The organism is Paractinoplanes deccanensis, assembly GCF_016862115.1.
GTDB classification, from domain to species: domain Bacteria; phylum Actinomycetota; class Actinomycetes; order Mycobacteriales; family Micromonosporaceae; genus Actinoplanes; species Actinoplanes deccanensis.
Window position 1 is genome coordinate 1 of record NZ_BOMI01000146.1, and the last position, 17,985, is coordinate 17,985.

The following is a 17,985-nucleotide window of genomic DNA, read 5'->3' on the forward strand; positions in this document are numbered from 1 at the left end:
AGCGGTTCGCACTGAGCTGACCCGCCCCGACCACGACAACGGATGAGGTGATCGCCTTGGCAGCCACCAGGATTCTCGCGGCGACGGCCGCGCTGGCGCTGAGCGCCCTGGGCCTGGCAGCATGCAGTGGTGACGACGGCTCGGACTCGGGCGGCGACGTCACGATGCAGTTCTGGCACAACGCGACGACCGGTCCCGGCAAAGCCTTCTGGGACAAGACGGTCGCCGACTTCCAGACCGCACACCCCAACGTCAAGATCAAGATCCAGTCGATCCAGAACGAGGATCTGGACGGCAAGCTGCAGACCTCGCTCAACTCCGGCTCCGCGCCCGACATCTTCCTCCAGCGCGGCGGCGGCAAGATGGCCGCGATGGTCGAGGCGGGCCAGCTCAAGGACATCACCGGCGACATCACCGACGAGACGAAGCAGGCGGTCGGCGACGCCGCGCTGAAGACCGGGCAGGTCGACGGCAAGGCGTACGCCGTACCGGTGTCGATCCTTCCCGGCGGTCTCTGGTACAGCAAGGACCTGTTCGCCAAGGCCGGCATCACGGCGCCGCCGACGACGCTCGACGAGCTCAACGCGGCGGTGACCAAGCTCAAGGCCATCGGCGCGCCGGTCGCCCTCGGCGGCAAGGACGCCTGGCCGGCCGCGCACTGGTACTACTTCTTCGCCCTGCGCGCGTGCAGTCAGGCCTCGCTCGACGCCGCGGCCAAGGACAAGAACTTCGGCGATCCCTGCTGGACGAAGGCCGGCCGGGACCTCGAGACCTTCGCCGCCACCAAGCCGTTCCAGGACGGCTTCCTGACCACCTCGGCCCAGCAGGGCGCGGGCAGCTCGGCCGGCCTGATCGCCAACCACAAGGCCGGCATGGAACTGATGGGCGCCTGGAACCCCGGCGTGATCGCCTCGCTCACCAAGGACACCAAGCCCCTGCCCGACCTGGGCTTCTTCCCGTTCCCGGCGGTTCCCGGCGGCCAGGGCGACCCGGCCGCGATCATGGGCGGCGCGGACGGCTACTCCTGCTCGGCGCAAGCGCCGAAGGAATGCACCGACTTCCTCAACTACATCCTCACCAAGGACGTGCAGGAGGGCTACTACAAGGCGTTCAACTCGCTGCCCATGAACAAGCAGGCGCAGGGCGCCGTCACCGAGGACTACCTCAAGGCCGTTCTCGACGCCTACAACAAGGCGCCGTACGTGTCGCAGTGGCTCGACACCGTGTACGGCCAGAACGTCGGCAACGCCCTCAACGTCGGGGTCGTGAACCTTCTCGCCGGCAAGGGCGACGTCGACGGGATCATCAAGGCCGTGAACGACGCGGCCAAGAAGGGCTGAACGGGTGGCGGTCACCGAACAGGCGCCCGGCGTGCGGGGCGGCGTTCCGGCGCCGCCACCGCTGCGCCCGCGCCGGCGCGGCATCGGATGGGCCCAGCGCCTCGAGATCGCGGCGCTGTCCGGCCCGGCGATCCTCATGTTCCTCGGCTTCGTGATCTTCCCGGTGCTGATGGCCGCCTACTACGGCTTCTACCGCTGGAAGGGCTTCGGCCGGCCCACCGACTTCGTCGGCCTCGACAACTACCGCACCATCCTGACGGACGGCGCGTTCCACGAGGCGCTGTGGCACAACGGCCAGATCGTCGTGCTGTCGCTGGTCCTCCAGGGCCCGGTCGCCGTCGGCCTGGCCCTGCTGCTCAACCGGAGGATGCGCGGCCAGTCGGCCGTCCGGCTGCTCATCTTCGTGCCGTACGTCATCGCCGAGGTCATCGCCGGCACCGCCTGGGCCCTGCTGCTGCAGACCAACGGCGCGGTCAACGACATCCTGCGGTCGATCGGCCTGGCGTGGCTGGCCGAGGACTGGCTGGCCGACCCGGGCCTGGCCATCTGGACCCTGATGCTCGTCCTGACGTGGAAGTACGTCGGGTTCGCGGTGATCCTGTTCCTGGCCGGCATGCAGAACATCCCCGACGAGCTGACCGAGGCGGCCGCGGTCGACGGCGCGTCGTACTGGCAGACGCAGCGGCACATCACCCTGCCGCTGCTCGGCCCGACCATCCGGATCTGGGCCTTCCTGTCGATCATCGGCTCGCTGCAACTGTTCGACCTGGTCTACATCATCTGGGGTCAGTACGTCGCGTCGACCGCCGGCACCTCGACCATGGCGACCTACATGGTCGTCGAGGGCCGCAACGCCGCCAACTACGGCTACGGCAACGCGGTGGCCGTCGTGCTCTTCGTCATCTCCCTGCTCATCGCGCTGGTGTACCAGCGTTTCGTCCTGCGCCGCGACACCGAGGGCGCCCTCACCGAAGGGCGGTAGCCATGAGGGACCGCAACCCGGCCGTCTACGCGGCCGCGCTCGCCCTGGTCGGCCTCATGCTCGGCCCGGTCGTCTACATCATCCTCGGCGGCTTCCGCACCAACTCGCAGATCACGACCGACCCGGCCGGCCTGCCCAGCCCCTGGGAGCTCGGCAACTACACGAGCGTGCTCACCAGCGACACCTTCTGGCGCCAGGTCGGCAACTCGACCATCGCCGCCGCGGCCACGACCCTCGGGGTGGTCACGCTGGGCGTCATGGCCAGCTACGTCCTCGCCCGCTACCGGTTCCGCGGCCGGGGCGCGATGTACGCCCTGTTCGCCGCCGGTCTCATGTTCCCGGTCACGGTGGCCATCACCCCGCTGTACCTGCTGGTCAAGAACCTCGGCCTGGTGAACACCCTGCCCGGGGTGATCCTGCCGCAGATCGCCTTCGGACTGCCCACCACGATCATCATTCTGGTCCCGTTCCTGCGGGCCATCCCCAGGGAGATCGAGGAGGCCGCCGCGATCGACCGCTGCGGCCGGCTCGGCTTCTTCTGGCGGATGGTGCTGCCGCTCTCGGTGCCCGGCCTGATCACCACCGGCATCCTGGCCTTCGTCGGCAGCTGGAACAGCTACCTGCTGCCGCTGTTCATCCTCAACGACCAGGACACCTTCACCCTGCCGCTGGGCGTGCAGGCGTTCTCCTCGCAGTACTCGGTCGACACCGCGAGGGTGCTCGCCTTCACGTCCCTGTCGATGATCCCGGCGCTGCTCTTCTTCAGCCTCTTCGAGCGCCGCATCGTCGGCGGCCTCACCGGCGCCGTCAAGGGGTGAGCCCGCCCGCTCGGCCCGGGTCTCAGTCCGGTCCGACCAGGAGCACGAAGGTGCGCGCGAGCCCGAAACGCTCCGTGCGGGGCCAGTCCAGGCCGGCGAGCGCCTTGGACGCCCGCTTGTCCCGGCGCCCGTTGATGCGCACCTCGCACTCGGTGAAGTCCGCACCCTGCCCCACCAACAGCCGAACCCCGTTCAGGTACGGCCGATCGAGCCCCCGAGCGATGACCGGCGCGAGCGCCGACCACGGCATCGCCTCGGCGAACCACTCCTGCTTGCTCGCCGACCCGTCGGCCGACCACCCGGTCACGCTGCCGACGATCGCGTGCCAGCCGGGAAACCCGCCCGGATCGGCGGCGCGGAAGTGGGTCGCGAGCTCCCCCTTCTGCTCGATCATCTCGAGCACCGTCACCAGGCACGTGTCGATCCAGGCCCGGACGGCCTGACCGGCCGCCTCGACCGGGTCGGCCGCGATGCCCACCGAGCAGTCCGAGACCGTCGGCACGTCCGGCCGATCCACGTTCAGCACCACTTCGAGATCGAGATGCCGATAATCCTCGGTGTCGGGCGGCAGAACCCGCACACCCAGCGACCCGCACCGCAACATGGGCCCGTCGGCGAGCGTCCACTCACCGCCGACCTCGGCCAGCATCGGCGCCGCAATCTCCAGAACACGCTCAGCGGGCAGGCACCGGGCATCGATCATGGTCGAGGAGCGTACAGCGCGGCACTCATCCCCGGCCGGCCAGGGCGACAAGGTTGGCCAGGTCCGTCTCCAGCGACCGCTGCACGTCGTCGCCCATCCGGCGCGCCCACCGGCGAGCCCGCCGCCCCTGAAGGTAGGCGTGCACCTCCAGCCGGCTGCCGCCGTCGACGGCCCGGACCTCGTGGTGCACGGTCAGGCGGGCACCCCGCAGCAGCGTCGTGTCCGCATAGACCGTCCCGGGCACCAGCGCCGTCACCACGAACGGGGTAGGTGTGCCCCCGACCGCCTTGGAGACCCCACGGGCGCCGATCGCCAGTGGCTCGCTCAGGCGCAGGTATTCCATGCTGTCGCTCCACTCCTGGTGAGTGGCGAGATCGCACCATCGGCCATGAAACCAGCCGGGCTCGACCTTCGACTCCGCACGCACCCGCGCCACCTCGATCATGGCAAGACTCTAACGTGCGGCCGTGGCCCGCCTCAGCGAGAGCAGCCGCCGAGGATCTCGTTCCGGCTCGGACCCCTTCCGGGACGGATTCGAGCCGTCGTCGCCACGCTGGGAGCTGCGAGGCGAAGCGTGCCCGCGTGACCAACCTGCCCTGGCCGGACCACAGCGCGGCAGCGAACACCAACCCCAACGGCCGCAACGGGACCGCCAGACCAGCCACCCACACAGCGGCGAAGTACCACCCCCGACCCTCCACCGTCAACCGCAAGCAAACGCAATGCACCCAGCCCACGGCGAACGCCGTGGGGCCGGAAAGGCCCCACGGCGAGAAGGTGAACGTCAGGCCTGCGCCCGCCAACTGGTCGGGATGCCCGGCACGCCGACCGCATGCCGCTGACCGCCGGCGGCGTCGACGAGGTAGATCTGCGGGTCGGTCAGCTCACGGTAGGTGTCGCCGGTGTCCGGGTCGGTCACCTCGTGCACCTGGCTCTCGCTGTAGGCCAGCCACCTGCCGTCCGGCGACCAGACGACGCTGCCCTCCGCCACGTCCGGTGTGTCGGTGAGCCGCTGCTGCGCGCCGGTCACGACGTCGACCAGCCACAGGTCGTCGCCGGACGAGACGGCCAGCTTGCCGTTTCGCGGGTTCCAGTCCACGTCCCAGGGGCCCGGAAGGTTGCCCACCTGGCGGTTGGCGGATCCGTCGGCCCTCCACAGGCGCACGCCGGGAGCGACCGTGCTCACGGTGGCGATCCGCTTGCCCTGCGGACCCCACGAGAAGGACAGGTTGGCGCCCCCGGCGCTGCCGGTGATCGGCGTGGAGTGCCCGTTGAGGTCGGTCTTGTAGATGTCGCCGCAGGTCTCGAACCCGATGCTGGTGCCGTCCGGCGACCAGCGGGGATGTCCGGGACCGCACGGCGCCTGGGTGAGCCGCTGGGCTCCGGTGCCGTCCGCGGCTGCCGTGTAGACGGACGCCATCAGATCGTCCGGGCCCTGGGTGACGAACGCGATGCGGCGGCCGTCCGGGGAGTAGTCGGGCGACGATCCCCAGGTGACGGTGAGGTTGAGGCCGGCGAGCGCGCTGCCGTCGGGCAGAACGCTCTGCACCTCGCCGCTGCCGTGCGGCGAGTCGACCGTCCGGATGAAGAGGATGCGGCCTTGCGGCTGGGTCGCGGGTGCGGCGCCGGCGACGGCTTGCGTGCCGGCGAGGAATACCGTGACCGCCCCCGCGACGGTCATGATTCGTTTCCACATGACCCCGATGCTCACACTGCCTTGTGCGGGCCCGCTACCCCGCTTCCGCGCTCTCGGACGTTCGCCCAGGTGCCCGGCCCGAAAATCGCACCCTCACGTCTCGGCCAGCCGGCGCCGCAGCTGCTCGTGGCGGAACTGGTAGACGGCTCCCACCCGGCGCAGCAGGTCGTGGCGGTGGGCGTCGTCCAGGAAGGACATCAAGCGCCACGGCACCCGGCCGCGCAGGGCGAGCCAGACCTTCGCCACCACGTAGCGGCCCCAGACCGTGGCGCTGATGCCGCTGTAGCGGTCCACCAGGACGAAGGCCCCGCCGAAGATCAGGGCGTGGGTGAGGCCGCTGCGCCAGCCCGCGGCGATGGTGAAGGCCACGAACGTGGCGCCGCCGATGACCAGGCCGATCGAGGCGCCGCGGGCGATCGCTGCCGTGCAGTCGGAGCGGCGGGTGGAGCGCGGGCTCAGGCCCGTGGTGGCGTCCGTGGCCACGTCGAGCCAGACGTTCAGGCCGTCGATCAGGCCCATGGCTATGCCTGCGGAGAGGCCCACCAGCACGCCCAGCGAGGGGCCGATGAGGGCGCTCGCGAACAGGGCCGTGCCGACGCCGACGGTGGCGCCGATCGCCAGGTGGCGGGCGAAGCGGCCGACGCTGCGGCGGATGGTCAGGCGCATCTCGCTCGGGGTGCGGCGTTCCGCCACGGCGAACAGGCCGGCCGCGAGGCCCGCCGCCAGCGCCGCCGCGACGCCGTGGGCCATCGCGGTCGCCGGGGGCACCGCCGCCCAGTATTCGCGCAGGGCCACGGCCACGCCGGTCAGCATGCCCGTGTAGCGGCCCGCGACCAGCCCCAGGCGGCGTTCCGCCCCCGCGCGTCTCAGGGCCGCCAACGGCAGCCGGGCCTTCTTGGCGCGCAGCAGGTCCTCCAGGGTGCGGGGCCGGTCGCCGGCCAGCCGCCAGAACGTCAGCGCGGCCACCGCGTAGACGACCCCGGCCACCGGGCCGAACACGAAGCCGAGCACGGCGCCCGCCGGCACCGCCGCCGGCACCTCGTACACCCAGCGCGGCACCGTGCGCTCGAGCTCCCACCATGCCAGGTTGCTGCCAGCGCCGGCCAGGTCGCGCGCGAGGAACGCCAGCCACGGCGCCACGTCGGCGGCCTGCCCCTCGTACGTGGCCGGGATCAGTTGATCGAGCAGGTGGTTCTCCAGGGCCGCCCGGCCGGCCAGGGACGGGCTCAGCAGCTCGGCGCTGTCGCGGGGGCTGTCGCCGTAGATGGTGCGGGCCAGACCGATCATCAGCGGGCTGCTCAGTACCGTCGCGAGCGGGCCGTGCGGCTCCTCGTCGAGCCTGCGGAAGACGGGCTCCCACAGCGCCACCCGGCGGCGCGGTGTCGTCTGGGTCAGGTACTTCTGGATCGTCTCGACGCTCAGCGGGTGCAGCTGCACGACCGCGGCGAAGGTGAGCACGTCGGCGCTCTCGACGGCCTGGCGGAACTCCTCGAACCGGCAGGTGACCACGAACGGCTGGTCGGCGTCGAAGGCGCGGTTGATCTGGCCGATGGCGGCCGCGCGGGCCCGTTCCGGCATCTCGTCGAGCCCGTCGAGGATCGGCAGGATGAGGCGGCGTTCCACGAGCGAGCGCGCCAGCCGGCGGCGGTCGTGTTCGCTCGCCGCGCCCAGCCGGTAGTTTTCCAGCAGGTAGCGCGAGATCCAGCGGGCCAGCCCGGTCGCCCCCGGGTCCCAGCCGCCGACCGGCAGGATCACCGGGACCGGGTCGCCCGGGCCGCGGCGCTGGAGCAGCTGCAGCGCGAGCACCATCGCGAAGACCGACTTGCCGGAGCCGGGTGCGCCGAGCACCACCATGCGCCCGGTCGGGATGCGCGTGTAGATGCGGGCCGCCTGCGACAGCTCCCCGGGCCGCGGCCCGGCGGCGCCGGGCTCGCCGAACACGAGCGACGGGTGGTCGGCGAGGTCCGGGTCGGCCTCGGCCCAGCTCACGGGCAGCGGCCACGGGTCCTGCAGGCGCCGGACGCTCGCCTCCTCGCGCCACTGCGCCCGCACGACGCGTGCGAGGTCGTCGGCCGCCTTGGCGCAGGCCTCGGCCTCCTCGCTCTCGGAGCGGACCTCGCGCGCCTGGCGCAGCCGGGTGACGGTGCGCTCGGCCCAGGGCGCGGAGAAGCCGGCCAGCGCGGTGCAGGCGCCCAGCACGCCGGCCCACCGGGACGCGTGCTCCACGCCCTGTGCCACCAGCACGGCGGCGACCGTCGCGAGGCAGGCCGCCCAGGCGAGCACCACGACGAGGAGCAGCCCGCGTCTGCGTCCGTCCACGTCTGGAGCGTCGGCGTGCCGGGACCGGCCCGTCAAGCGGGTTGCCGACCCGTGTAAATCGGATGCGCCGGCCCGGCGCGCAGAGGACCATGCGAGAGACGTTCTCGCCGAGAGGAAAGGAGGAGCTGCCGTGTCTTCCGCACGCTTTCCGACGCCCTGGAGGCTTCGTTGTTCCGCACCATGGCCGAGGCAGACCTCGGCCGCGTTCCCGGCCTGATCGGCCGCTCCTACGACACCCGCAACTACCGTCCCGAGTGGACCTGGCTGGCCACCGACGGCGACGAGATCAAGGCCGTCGCCGCGTGGTGGGGCTTTCCCACCGGTGAGCAGCCGCTCGCTCTCGACACCTTGTACGCCGCGCCGGGCGAAGCCGACCCGGTGGCGGTCTGGGCCGCGCTGATCAGGCGCATGCCCCCGTTCGACTATCACCTCTTCACGACGCCCGGCGGCGAGAAGGACCCCGAGGTCACCCAGCGGCTGGCCGCCGCCCGCGCGGCCGGGCTCAGCGAGATCGTCGAGCGCCTGCGGTACGAGTGGACCGCCGGCGATCCGCTCCCCCGCCGCTCCACCCGGCTCACCTTCGCCGCCGAGCCGGACGACGAGGCGTTCGCCAAGATCTTCGCGATGATCTCGGAGGGCAGCCTGGACGCCGCCACGCGGGAGGGGGTGGCCCGGCTCGGCGCCCTCGAGCAGGCCCGTGAGGACATCGCCGTCTACAAGCAGATGCGCGACCCGCGCGACCGGTGGCGCGTCGCCTTCGACCGCGACGGCAACCTGGTCGGGTGTGCACTGCCGAGCGCCAACGACGGCGGCCCGGTGGTGGGCTACGTCGGTGTCGTGCCGGAGCAGCGCGGCAACGGCTACGCCGACGACCTGCTCGCCGAGATCACCCACATGCTGGCCGAGGACGGCGCCACCACGATCCGCGCCGACACCGACCGCGGCAACACCCCGATGGCGGCGTCGTTCGAGCGGCTCGGCTACCACATCTTCGCGATCCGGCTCGTCGCCTCAGCGCCGTCTCAGCCGGAGGAAGGCAGACTGGGCGCATGACAAAGGGGGCGCGGGTTCCGCCTCGCTGGATCGTGACGACCGCCTGGCGTGTGCATCGGGGGCTGTACAAGGCGAGCGGCGGACGGTTCGGCCTGCGGCGCCCGCGCCCCGGCCGCTTCGGGATGTTCCGGCTCACGACGACCGGGCGGCGCAGCGGCCGCGAGCGCGCCGTCATCCTGGCGTACATCGAGGACGGCCCGGCGATCGTCACGCTGGCCATGAACGGGTGGGGCGCCGGCGAGCCGGCCTGGTGGCTCAACCTGCGGGCCCATCCCGGCGCGCACGCCCGGACGCCCGACGGCACCCGGGCCGTGACCGGACGCGAGGCGCGGGGAGCCGAACGCGACCGCCTGTGGCAGCGCTGGCGCGAGGTGGACCCGAGGCTGGACGACTTCGCGGCCCTGCGCGGCGCCGAGACGGCCGTGGTCATCCTAGAAGATCGAGCAGGCCGGCCACCCGGGCATCGGTGAGCGCCGACGGCTGATGCACCACGTGGTAGGTGACCGGCGGCAGGTCGGCCACCGGGATCGCGGCCGAGCCGGCCGGGGGCGGCACGCAGCCGTTGACGATCGCCAGGCCCACGCCGAGCGCGACGAAGTGGCTGATCAGGGGCCAGCCCTCGGCCTCGACGGCCACCGTCCACGACGCTCCCGCCGCGCGCAGCGCCTGCTCGAGCATGACGCGCTGGGGGCGGTGCTGCGGCGGGACCACCAGGGCGGCGCCGGCCAGGTCGCGCAGCCGCACCGAGCGGCGCCCGGCGAGGCGGTGGCCGGCCGGCACGAAGAGCGTCTGCGGGAACGAGGCGAGCTCGCGCACGGTCAGGTCGGGCGGCAGGACGTCGAGGACGCTGACGCCGACGTGCGCCTGTCCCCCTCGTACGGCTGCCAGCATCTGCCGGTGGTCGCAGTTGACCAGCCGGAGCGGCGTGGTCGCGAGCGCGGCCTGGATCGTGTCGCCGAGCAGGTAGAGGTAGGCGCCCTGGCCGGCGGCGAGCACCACGGGCCGCTGCGCGGGCGCGCCGGCGAACTCCGCGAGGAACTGGTCGAGCCGCTCCCGCTGGCCCCGGGCGAAGCGGGCCACCGCCTCGCCGTCCGCGGTGAGCACCAGGCGGCGGCCCTCGCGACGGTAGAGCGGGCGGCCCAGCGACTCCGACAGCTTGCGGATCTTCACGTGCAGGGCGGGCTGGGAGATGTGCAGCTCGGCGGCGGCCCGGGTGAAGTTGAGGTGCTCGGCGAACACGGCGAACGCCGTCAGATCCATAACCGCAGACTATAGGCGCACGGCAAGAGATAGTTCTGCACTAGCCCGCTACCCCGCAGGCTGAACGGCATGAGAAACCTCGGAGTCGACATCGGACGCGTCATCATCGACGGCGGCGCACCCAGCGGCGCGGACACCCAGTTCTTCACCGGCGACACCGCCCGAATGCTCGCGACACCGGCCGTGCCCGGCGCGTTCGCGACCCTGGCCCGGCTCGTGCCGCTCTTCGACCAGGTGTGGCTGATCTCGAAGTGCGGCGAGCGGGTCCAGCGCCGCACCCGCCTCTGGCTCGACCACCACGACTTCGCCGCGCGCACCGGCATCCCGCGCGAGCATCTGCGCTTCTGCCTGCGCCGGCCGGACAAGGCGACCCACTGCGCCGAGCTGGGCATCACCCACTTCGTCGACGACAAGCCCGACGTGCACCGGGCGCTGCGCGGCATCGTGGCGCACCGCTATCTCTTCGGGCCGCAGCGCGCCGATCCGCCCGCCGGGGTGACGGCCACCCGGGACTGGGCGGAGCTATTCGCCAGGGTGAACGACGACCTTCAAGCCCGTACGCGCAGCGGCCGTTGACATGGCGGCCTCGACCTCGCCGAGCGGGAACGCCGCGGACACCAGCGGGGCGAGGTCGACGAGACCGCGGGTGGCCAGCTCGATCGCCCGCGGGTAGACCTCGCCCATGCGGCGGACCATCACCAGCGTCAGCCCCTTGCGCCGGGCGAGCGCCGCGCTGAAGGTCGTCCGGTCGCCGTCCGGGATGCCGACCAGCACCACGCGCGCGCCCGGCCGGGCGAGCCGCAACGCCGACTCGACAGCGCCGTCGGACCCGGACACCTCGAAGACCACGTCCGCCACGGCCTCGTCACCGGCCGGCTCCGCGCCGAGCGCCTCCGCCGCCTTCTGCCTGTGCGGCAGCGGCTCCTTGGCCAGCACGCGGACGGCACCGCCCCGCAACGCCAGCTGCACGAGCAGCAACCCGATCGGCCCGCACCCCACGACGGCGACAGTGGACGCCATCCGAAGGTGGCTCAGATCCATCGCGTGCAGCGCGACGCCGAGCGGCTCGAGCAGCGCGCCCTCGTCGTCGCTGAGGGCGTCGGGCAGCCGGTGGAGGCGGTGCGCCGGCCAGGCCAGGAACTGGCGCAGGCCACCGTCGCAGTCGCCGTGCCCCGCGAAGACGATGCGCGTGCACAGGTTGGGGTGACCGGCGCGGCACTCCTCGCACGTCTCGCACGGGATCGCCGGGTCGATCGCCACCCGGACGCCGTCGCCGGCACCCCCGCGGATGACGCCGGCCATCTCGTGCCCCAGCACCAGCGGCCGGGGAATCACCGCGTCGCCGATGCCGCCCTCGGTGAACCAGTGCAGGTCGGAGCCGCAGATGCCGACCGAGGTGACCTCGACCAGCCGCTCGTGCCCGGCGGGGACGGGGCGCTCTTCGTCGTGCAGCCGGACCTCGCCGGCGCGGTGGAGCCGAGACACGATCACGACCCGACGCTAACACCGTCGCGGTGTATCGCGAACCGGCCGCGAACCCGGAATGATCGGCGGCATGTCTTCCACCGACCTCCTCGCTGCCGGCGGCGTCACGCACGTCCCCGGCGTCTACGACCCGGCGACCGCGGCGCTCGCCGTCCGGGCGGGCCATCGCGCCGCGTACCTGTCCGGCGAGGCGATCGCGGCGACCATGCTGGGGGCGTTCACGGGCACGGTCTCCGCCACCCAGATCGCGGACCGGGCCGCGGTGCTGGCCCCGTCGCTGGGCGGGGTGCCGCTGCTGGCGGACGCGGGCGTCGGCTTCGAGACGCCGGACGACGCGGTGTGGACGGCGCTGGCCTACCAGCGTTCCGGCATCGGCGGCCTGGTCCTCGGCGACGGCTCGGCCCTGCGGGCGGCGGCGGTGAAACAGCGGGCACCGGGCGTCCTGGTGATCGCGTCGGCGGCGGGTGACTCGCTGGGCGAGGCGGTCGCGCGCTGCCGGGAGCTGGCGGCGGCGGGGGCGGACGCGGTCCTGCCGGTGGGCCTGCGCGAGAGCGACCTGCGGTCGCTGCATGCGGCACTTCCGGGGGTACGCCTGGCAGTGAGCCGTACGGAGGGAGCGTCCCGGGGGCGCCTCCTCAGCGACCCGGAGCTCGTGGCGGCGGGGGTCGGTGTGGTGCTCCACCCGTTGACGGCGGCCCTGGCGGCGCTGCGGGCGGCTTCGGTGGCCTATCACGCGCTGGCCCCCGATTCGCCGGCTTTGCGCAGCGCTCCGCCGGCCCCGCCCGCCGGACCGGACGTGCCGGCGGCGGGGCCCGGCACGCCCCGCCCCGCAGCCGTTCCGGCGGACTCCGGTCCGGCCGGACCGCCGACCGACGAGGTCGATCTGATGCCGCCCGCCGTCCTGGCCGCGCTGGCCGGCCGGCCGCCGCTCAGCTTCCTGCCGCGCACCGACGAGAGCGCCGCCTTCGCCCGCCCGCCGCTCCCGGCTCCCGCCGTTCCCGCCTTCGGCGACCCGGCCTTCGGGGCGGGCGACGACCGCCCGTGGGCCGTCCCGGACGAGCCCGCCGAGCGGCCGTGGGCGGCCATCAGCCGGCCGAGCGACCTGCCGCAGCCCGCCGTGGCCCGCCCGGAGAGGGCGGCAGCCGGCGCCGTGGCACCGGCTCAGCGGACAGCGGGCGCACCCACCGCCGGGCGCCCCGACCGCACGTGGGCGAGCATCGCCCAGCAGGTCAGCCGCCTCGGCACGTAGGTAAAGGCGGCCGTCAGGCGCGGGAGCGTGGCAGGCAGCACTTCTTGTACTTGAGGCCGGAACCGCACCAGCAGGCGCCGTTGCGCTCCGGCGGCCACGGGATCTGGTCGGCGCCCGTCGCGAGCCGGCCCGCGTAGCCGGACCGGCTCTGCGGCGAGGCCGGGTCGCCGTCGGCGCCGGCGAAGCCGGTCAGGCCGGCCACCGTGGCGGGCAGCACCGTGAGGCCCGCGCGGCCCGCGGCGGCCAGCCGGACCAGCTCGCGCTCGAGGTGGGCGCGGTGCTCGTCCCAGTCCGCGCCGTAGGTCTCCGCCAGGCCGGGCCACTGCGCGAGCAGCTTGCCGAGCTCGGCCTCCGGCCAGAACAGCAGGTCCTCGCCGGGCCGGCCGGCCGCCCGGGCCGCCTCGTTGGCCAGCCGGGTCTCCAGCCGGTCGGCCAGGTTGTCGTGGTGGTCGTGCTGCAGGCCGAGCGCGTGGCGGACGCGGTGGCGCTGCTGGAGCAGGAAGAACAGCTGGCCGGCGTCCTCGGCGCTGGCCGGCTCGGCGGTGGCGCCCCGCTCGGCGAGGGCCTCGTTCACCGCCTCGCTCAGCCACTGTTCGGCGACCCGGTTGCGGCCGCCGGCGGCGAGGGCCGCGCTGACGTACGACGCGGCGTCCGGATATGTGGTGAGCAGCGGGCGCAGCGGCTCGAGCACCGCCATCGCCTCGTCCTCGCGGTCGAGGCGGAACAGCACGCGGGCCCGCAGCGCGCGGGCGCCGGCGGCCTGGTTGTCGTCGCGTTCCCCGAAGGCTTCGACGGCCCGGTCCGCGTACCGCTGGGCGGCGTCGAGCTTGCCCCGGCTCTCCGCGATCTCCGCGGCGAGCGCGAACGCGTACCCCGCGTCCTCGGTGTCGGCGAGCTTGCCCGCGTCGACGGCGTCGGCAAGCTCGGCCGCGACGCCCAGCGGGTCGGCGGCGCCCAGGGCGCTCTGCCGGATCTCGGTGAGGTCTGCGCTGGTCAGATCGGCTTTCATAGGCACGCCGTCACGGTACAGCGCCGGGCGGACTCATGACTGTTGATCTGGGTCTCACTCGCGCGGGCGCGCCGGCGTACGGCCGAGGGCTCTGCTCGCGCCCCACGCCACGAGCCCGGTGACGGCGCCGGCGAGCAGCCCGGTGAAGAGGCTGCTGACCACGGCGAACGTCCGGATCACGAACTCCTCGGCGCCGGGCGGCAGTCGCCCCTCGAGGTTGCCGCCGAGCGCCGCGCCGGCGCCCACGCTCCGGTCCCACAGCAGCTGGTGCACCAGGGCCAGGAAGACGCCGTAGATCGCGCCGACCACCAGCAGTGTCAGGAAGGGCCGGGGCACCTTGGCCAGGACGGCGACCACGATCCAGATCACCAGCGGTACGAAGACCAGCAGCAGGTTGACCGCGTCGCCCTCCTGGACGACGTCCAGGTCGTGCAGGACGACACGGGGCACGGCGAGCAGCGCCAGCCCGGCGAGCGCGATCCACGGCAGTCCGAGGCCTTGCTTCTCCATGCGGCCGAACCTATGTGGCCGGGCCGCTCATGCCATCCGTCCGGCGTCGCGATCGCGTACGCCCAGAAGCGATCGCCCTGTCGCCCGGCGCCTACAGCGCCCAGGGCACCGGAGAACTTAGGCTGGAGGCATGCAGGGGCGCACGCGCCGGATTCCGCCCTGGGTGGTGGACGGTGTCCTCGGGCTCGCGGTGACGGCCACGCTCACGGCCGTGATCTCCGCCCGGCAGGGCGGCACCAAGGAGCCCGACGCCCTGGCGTACCTGTGGGCCGCCGGGCTCGGCGCGCTGATGCTCGCCCGCCGCCAGCACCCGCGCGCGGTGCTCCTGGTGAGCGCGTTCGGCCTGATCGCCTACTACGCGGGCGGCTACCCGGCCGTCGGCGTCGGCATCCCGCTGGCCGCCGCGTTGTTCTCCGCCGCCGAGGCCGGGCGGCCGGTCGCGGCGATCGTGACCGCCTCCACGGTGCTCGCGGTGTCGCTCGTCTTCCGCCTGCTCTCCGGCCAGAACCCGTGGTACGTGCTGGGTTACGAGCTGGCGACGCACGTGGCCGCGATGGCGATGGCGATCGCGCTGGGCGACAGCCTGCGCAGCCGCCGGGCCCAGCGGGCGCAGCAGCGGGCGATGACCGAGCTGCTGGCCCGGCAGCACGAGCGCGAGTCGGCGGGCCGGGTCCGCGAGGAGCGGATGGCGATCGCCCGCGACCTGCACGACTCGATCGGCCACACGGTCTCGGTGATCGCGCTGCACGCCGAGGTGGCCCGGGAGGCCGCCCCGCCCGGCCACCCGGCGCTGGACACCGCGCTGCGCCGGATCAGGGAGGCGTCCTCGGCCTCGATGCGCGAGCTGCGGACCACGGTGCGGCTGCTGCGCTCGGCCGAGCCGGCGGGCCGCGAGCCGGTCTCGCTCGGCAACCTCGCCGCGGTGCTCGACTCGGCCCGGTCCGCCGGGTTCGACGTGGAGCAGCGCGTCGAGGTCGACTCCGGCGAGCTGCCGCGCACGATCGACGCGGCCGCGTACCGGATCGTCCAGGAGGCGGTGACCAACGTGGTGCGGCACGCCCGGGCGAGCCGGGTGAGTGTGCTCGTCGCGGCCGACGGCGGGCGGCTGCGAGTGAGGGTCACCGACGACGGCCCGCCGCCCGCGGAGCCCGGCCGTGGCGGCACCGGGATCGCCGGGATGACCGAGCGGGCCGGCGCGCTCGGCGGCTCGCTGCGCACCCGGCACGAGCCCGGCGGATTCGTCGTCGAGGCGGAGCTGCCGCTCGGGGAGGCCGCGTGATCCGGGTCGTGCTCGCCGACGACCAGGAGCTGGTCCGCGCCGGGCTGCGCAGCCTGATCGAGAACGACCCCGGCATCACCGTCGTGGCCGAGGCCGGCGACGGCGTGCGAGCTCTCGAAGAGGTCCGCCGGCACCGGCCGGACGTCGTGCTGATGGACATCCGCATGCCCGGCGGCGACGGCATCGACGCGACCGCCCGGATCGCCGCCGACGAGAGGCTGACCGGCGTCCGCGTGCTGATCCTCACCACCTTCGACGAGCCCGCCGAGATCGACGAGGCGATCCGCGCGGGCGCCGCCGGCTACCTGCTCAAGGACACCACCTCGGAAGACCTCCGCCGCGCGGTCCGCGCGGTCGCGGCCGGCGGCGCCATGGTCTCCCCCTCGATCGCGGCCCACCTGATGAGGCGCGTGGCCGAGAGGGGCCCGGAGCGCCCCCGCGACCCGCGCCTCGACGACCTGACCGACCGCGAACGGCAGATCCTCGCCCGCGTCGGCCTCGGCGAGACCAATCAGGAGATCGGCGCGGCCCTGTTCCTCAGCCCGGCGACGGCCCGCACGTACGTGAGCCGCCTGCTGGCCAAGCTCCAGGCCCGCGACCGCACCCAGCTGGCCGTGATCGCCCATCGCGCGGGCCTCACCCCGGACGGTTAGCGCCGATGCCGCGAAGTCAGGGGTCTGGCTGGTTGTCAACCGGGTCGTGATGGTGGTTGTTGCGGCGTGGTGTTTGGAGATGGCTCGCTGGTGCCCGGGGCGGTGTCGGTGGCGCTGGTCATGGCCGGCCGCAGGGTTTGGCAGGCGGTGAGCAGGGCGTAGACCTCTTGGTCGATCCCGGCCGGGGTTCGGGCGCGTAGGACCCGGCCACCGAGAGCGGTGGATGTCAGTTCCAACGTGTGGTGGTCGGTCAGGGTGGTCGGCAGCCGGTATCGGCCAGTGTGATGCGGCTTCCCGCCGGTAGTCACGGCGATCTCGGCGTCGATGACCCGGACGGTCACAGTGCCCAGCTTGCTCAGCCAGGAGCCGTCCGGGCAGCGCCGGATCCGACGGCAGATCCCGTACCCGCGATTGAACCGCACCGGTCGCGGCTAGAACGTCGTCGACCATCTCGAACGGCACGACCTGCGTTGACTCGCCCAGATGACCCGGCGCGAACCGGCCCGCGGCCACCTTGCTCGTGCGATGAATGACAGAATGCTCGCGCAGCGGAACTCCCGGCTCGAAGGGTGTCTTGTGAGGACAACCCCATAACGGGAGTCCCGCTGTGTCACATCCATCGACACACCCACTTGACGTCCCGCCACCAGCGCCGACTACGCGGCATTGCGGTTAGCGCCGGCCCCGGGTGAGCAGGAAGTCGGTCACGGCCGGCGCGAAGGCGGGCCCGAGGTCGGGCACGTGGGTGCCGCCGTTGATGGTCCACGCCTGCACGGTGGTGCCGCCGGCGCAGCCTTGGGTGTAGGTGCGTACCGACGTCTCGGCTCCCGGCAGCGTGGTGACCACGTCGAGGGCGGGAGCGTCGCGGCCGCCGTCGGTGCAGCTGTCGTGGTCGCGCCACTGGGTGACCGTGGCCGCCGCCGACGGGTAGGTGGCGCTGCCGATGGTGCCGCCGCCGAACGAGACGGTCTCGTCGTCGCTGCTGTGGATGGCGAGCACGCTCACCGGCGCGGACGGCCGGCAGCGGGCCGCGTCGCTCCAGGCCGCCCCGTTGAGGGAGACCACCGCGGTGACGAGGTCGGCGTGGTCGCAGGCCATCCGGAGCGCCATGAAGCCGCCGTTCGAGTGGCCGATCAGGGCGACCCGGGCGGGGTCGATCCGGTAGGTGTCCCGCAGCGTGGCGATGAGCTCGGCGAGGTAGCGCGAGTCGTCCGGCTCCGCTCCGGAGAAGTCGCAGCACGCGTCGGTGGCGTTCCAGAACAGCTCGCCCTGGTCCTCGGCCGACCCTTCGGGATAGACGTGGATGAAGCCGCGCTTGTCCGACTCGGGCGCCAGCAGCAGGTACGACTCCAGCTCCTTCGGGTCGGACGTGTATCCGTGCAGCCCGATCACGAGCGGAGCCGGCCGGGCCGGGTCGTAGGACGCCGGCAGGTGCACGGTGACCTGCCGGCCGTCGACCCGCACGGTGCCGGTGCCGCTCGACGGCATCGGGGTCTCCTCCGCCGCGTCACAGGCCGTCGCCATGACCGCCACCGCGATCACGGCCCAGGCCGCCGGCCACCCACGTCGAGCCCGCACACCAGGACTTTAGGCACTGCCGGGGCGTGACCGCTACGGGTGACTGTGGAG

At 73.2% G+C, this 17,985-nt stretch carries 19 protein-coding genes and 1 pseudogene; 9 read left to right on the forward strand and 11 right to left on the reverse strand.

Annotation, left to right across the window (positions count from 1 at the left end; genetic code table 11):
* Positions 1-56: 56 nt before the first annotated feature.
* Genes Ade02nite_RS35225 through Ade02nite_RS35235 form a run of 3 tightly spaced genes read left to right on the forward strand, consistent with a single transcriptional unit; the run spans position 57 to position 3,140 of the window.
* On the forward strand, positions 57-1,340 hold the full coding sequence (locus Ade02nite_RS35225; protein WP_203773266.1) for an ABC transporter substrate-binding protein: 1,284 nt from the start codon (positions 57-59) through the stop codon (positions 1,338-1,340).
* Positions 1,341-1,344: 4 nt separating this feature from the next.
* Complete coding sequence (locus Ade02nite_RS35230) at positions 1,345-2,322, forward strand: carbohydrate ABC transporter permease (RefSeq protein WP_239169287.1); 978 nt, start codon at positions 1,345-1,347, stop codon at positions 2,320-2,322.
* Between the two features lie 2 nt (positions 2,323-2,324).
* Complete coding sequence (locus Ade02nite_RS35235; RefSeq protein ID WP_203773269.1) at positions 2,325-3,140, forward strand: carbohydrate ABC transporter permease; 816 nt, start codon at positions 2,325-2,327, stop codon at positions 3,138-3,140.
* A 22-nt stretch (positions 3,141-3,162) separates the two neighbouring features.
* Here the strand turns inward: Ade02nite_RS35235 and Ade02nite_RS35240 are convergent, their stop codons facing one another.
* The 4 genes from Ade02nite_RS35240 to Ade02nite_RS35255 all read right to left on the reverse strand — a co-directional run bounded on the left by Ade02nite_RS35240 (position 3,163) and on the right by Ade02nite_RS35255 (position 7,858).
* Positions 3,163-3,843: a DUF6348 family protein gene (locus Ade02nite_RS35240; RefSeq protein WP_203773271.1), complete on the reverse strand. Its 681-nt coding sequence runs from the start codon at positions 3,841-3,843 to the stop codon at positions 3,163-3,165.
* A gap of 25 nt (positions 3,844-3,868) precedes the next feature.
* Positions 3,869-4,288: a hypothetical protein gene (locus Ade02nite_RS35245; protein WP_203773273.1), complete on the reverse strand. Its 420-nt coding sequence runs from the start codon at positions 4,286-4,288 to the stop codon at positions 3,869-3,871.
* Positions 4,289-4,627: 339 nt separating this feature from the next.
* Positions 4,628-5,539: a TolB family protein gene (locus Ade02nite_RS35250; RefSeq protein ID WP_203773275.1), complete on the reverse strand. Its 912-nt coding sequence runs from the start codon at positions 5,537-5,539 to the stop codon at positions 4,628-4,630.
* Between the two features lie 93 nt (positions 5,540-5,632).
* Positions 5,633-7,858 (reverse strand): NACHT domain-containing protein, encoded by a 2,226-nt coding sequence (locus Ade02nite_RS35255; RefSeq protein WP_203773277.1) that lies wholly within the window; start codon positions 7,856-7,858, stop codon positions 5,633-5,635.
* 180 nt (positions 7,859-8,038) lie between these two features.
* Between Ade02nite_RS35255 and Ade02nite_RS35260 the strand changes: the two genes are divergently transcribed.
* Both Ade02nite_RS35260 and Ade02nite_RS35265 read left to right on the forward strand, forming a co-directional pair.
* The gene (locus Ade02nite_RS35260) at positions 8,039-8,911 is read left to right on the forward strand and encodes a GNAT family N-acetyltransferase (protein ID WP_203773279.1); all 873 of its coding nucleotides are present in this window, start codon (positions 8,039-8,041) and stop codon (positions 8,909-8,911) included.
* Positions 8,908-9,381, forward strand: coding sequence for a nitroreductase family deazaflavin-dependent oxidoreductase (locus Ade02nite_RS35265; protein ID WP_203773281.1), 474 nt, complete (start codon positions 8,908-8,910; stop codon positions 9,379-9,381). Before Ade02nite_RS35260 ends, Ade02nite_RS35265 begins: the two co-directional genes overlap by 4 nt.
* Here Ade02nite_RS35265 and Ade02nite_RS35270 read toward each other — a convergent pair.
* Positions 9,338-10,171: a LysR family transcriptional regulator gene (locus Ade02nite_RS35270; protein WP_203773283.1), complete on the reverse strand. Its 834-nt coding sequence runs from the start codon at positions 10,169-10,171 to the stop codon at positions 9,338-9,340. The genes Ade02nite_RS35265 and Ade02nite_RS35270 overlap by 44 nt on opposite strands.
* Before the next feature lie 69 nt (positions 10,172-10,240).
* Between Ade02nite_RS35270 and Ade02nite_RS35275 the strand changes: the two genes are divergently transcribed.
* On the forward strand, positions 10,241-10,747 hold the full coding sequence (locus Ade02nite_RS35275; protein ID WP_203773285.1) for a hypothetical protein: 507 nt from the start codon (positions 10,241-10,243) through the stop codon (positions 10,745-10,747).
* Here Ade02nite_RS35275 and Ade02nite_RS35280 read toward each other — a convergent pair.
* Positions 10,694-11,662: a zinc-dependent alcohol dehydrogenase gene (locus Ade02nite_RS35280; RefSeq protein WP_239169288.1), complete on the reverse strand. Its 969-nt coding sequence runs from the start codon at positions 11,660-11,662 to the stop codon at positions 10,694-10,696. The two genes, Ade02nite_RS35275 and Ade02nite_RS35280, sit on opposite strands and share 54 nt — an antisense overlap.
* Positions 11,663-11,726: 64 nt before the next feature.
* Here Ade02nite_RS35280 and Ade02nite_RS35285 point away from each other — a divergent pair, with 64 nt between their 5' ends.
* On the forward strand, positions 11,727-12,905 hold the full coding sequence (locus Ade02nite_RS35285) for an isocitrate lyase/phosphoenolpyruvate mutase family protein (RefSeq protein WP_203773287.1): 1,179 nt from the start codon (positions 11,727-11,729) through the stop codon (positions 12,903-12,905).
* A gap of 13 nt (positions 12,906-12,918) precedes the next feature.
* On the opposite strand, the gene Ade02nite_RS35290 is transcribed toward Ade02nite_RS35285, so the two are convergent.
* Positions 12,919-13,914 (reverse strand): SEC-C domain-containing protein, encoded by a 996-nt coding sequence (locus Ade02nite_RS35290; RefSeq protein ID WP_203773594.1) that lies wholly within the window; start codon positions 13,912-13,914, stop codon positions 12,919-12,921.
* A 54-nt stretch (positions 13,915-13,968) separates the two neighbouring features.
* The gene (locus Ade02nite_RS35295) at positions 13,969-14,424 is read right to left on the reverse strand and encodes a hypothetical protein (RefSeq protein WP_203773289.1); all 456 of its coding nucleotides are present in this window, start codon (positions 14,422-14,424) and stop codon (positions 13,969-13,971) included.
* A 130-nt stretch (positions 14,425-14,554) separates the two neighbouring features.
* Here Ade02nite_RS35295 and Ade02nite_RS35300 point away from each other — a divergent pair, with 130 nt between their 5' ends.
* Positions 14,555-15,703, forward strand: a complete 1,149-nt coding sequence (locus tag Ade02nite_RS35300) for a sensor histidine kinase (protein ID WP_203773291.1) — start codon at positions 14,555-14,557, stop codon at positions 15,701-15,703.
* Entirely contained in the window at positions 15,700-16,356 is a 657-nt protein-coding gene (locus Ade02nite_RS35305) for a response regulator transcription factor (protein WP_203773293.1), read from the forward strand. Before Ade02nite_RS35300 ends, Ade02nite_RS35305 begins: the two co-directional genes overlap by 4 nt.
* 35 nt (positions 16,357-16,391) lie before the next feature.
* Here Ade02nite_RS35305 and Ade02nite_RS35310 read toward each other — a convergent pair whose 3' ends face one another.
* From Ade02nite_RS35310 to Ade02nite_RS35320, 3 genes and pseudogenes are all read right to left on the reverse strand, one after another.
* Positions 16,392-16,697 (reverse strand): hypothetical protein, encoded by a 306-nt coding sequence (locus Ade02nite_RS35310; RefSeq protein WP_203773295.1) that lies wholly within the window; start codon positions 16,695-16,697, stop codon positions 16,392-16,394.
* A 55-nt stretch (positions 16,698-16,752) separates the two neighbouring features.
* Positions 16,753-16,869: pseudogene (locus Ade02nite_RS50830) on the reverse strand (transposase domain-containing protein); the annotation flags it as partial.
* Positions 16,870-17,028: 159 nt separating this feature from the next.
* Entirely contained in the window at positions 17,029-17,934 is a 906-nt protein-coding gene (locus Ade02nite_RS35320; RefSeq protein ID WP_203773297.1) for a CE1 family esterase, read from the reverse strand.
* Positions 17,935-17,985: the final 51 nt, after the last annotated feature.

Coding starts and splice junctions, on each gene's coding strand:
- Ade02nite_RS35260 (WP_203773279.1), top strand. CDS start 8,039: ATGGCCGAGGCAGACCTCGGCCGCGTTCCCGGCCTGATCGGCCGCTCC.
- Ade02nite_RS35290 (WP_203773594.1), bottom strand. CDS start 13,914: ATGAAAGCCGATCTGACCAGCGCAGACCTCACCGAGATCCGGCAGAGC.
- Ade02nite_RS35270 (WP_203773283.1), bottom strand. CDS start 10,171: ATGGATCTGACGGCGTTCGCCGTGTTCGCCGAGCACCTCAACTTCACC.
- Ade02nite_RS35300 (WP_203773291.1), top strand. CDS start 14,555: ATGCAGGGGCGCACGCGCCGGATTCCGCCCTGGGTGGTGGACGGTGTC.
- Ade02nite_RS35240 (WP_203773271.1), bottom strand. CDS start 3,843: ATGATCGATGCCCGGTGCCTGCCCGCTGAGCGTGTTCTGGAGATTGCG.
- Ade02nite_RS35295 (WP_203773289.1), bottom strand. CDS start 14,424: ATGGAGAAGCAAGGCCTCGGACTGCCGTGGATCGCGCTCGCCGGGCTG.
- Ade02nite_RS35265 (WP_203773281.1), top strand. CDS start 8,908: ATGACAAAGGGGGCGCGGGTTCCGCCTCGCTGGATCGTGACGACCGCC.
- Ade02nite_RS35275 (WP_203773285.1), top strand. CDS start 10,241: ATGAGAAACCTCGGAGTCGACATCGGACGCGTCATCATCGACGGCGGC.
- Ade02nite_RS35245 (WP_203773273.1), bottom strand. CDS start 4,288: ATGATCGAGGTGGCGCGGGTGCGTGCGGAGTCGAAGGTCGAGCCCGGC.
- Ade02nite_RS35235 (WP_203773269.1), top strand. CDS start 2,325: ATGAGGGACCGCAACCCGGCCGTCTACGCGGCCGCGCTCGCCCTGGTC.
- Ade02nite_RS35285 (WP_203773287.1), top strand. CDS start 11,727: ATGTCTTCCACCGACCTCCTCGCTGCCGGCGGCGTCACGCACGTCCCC.
- Ade02nite_RS35250 (WP_203773275.1), bottom strand. CDS start 5,539: ATGTGGAAACGAATCATGACCGTCGCGGGGGCGGTCACGGTATTCCTC.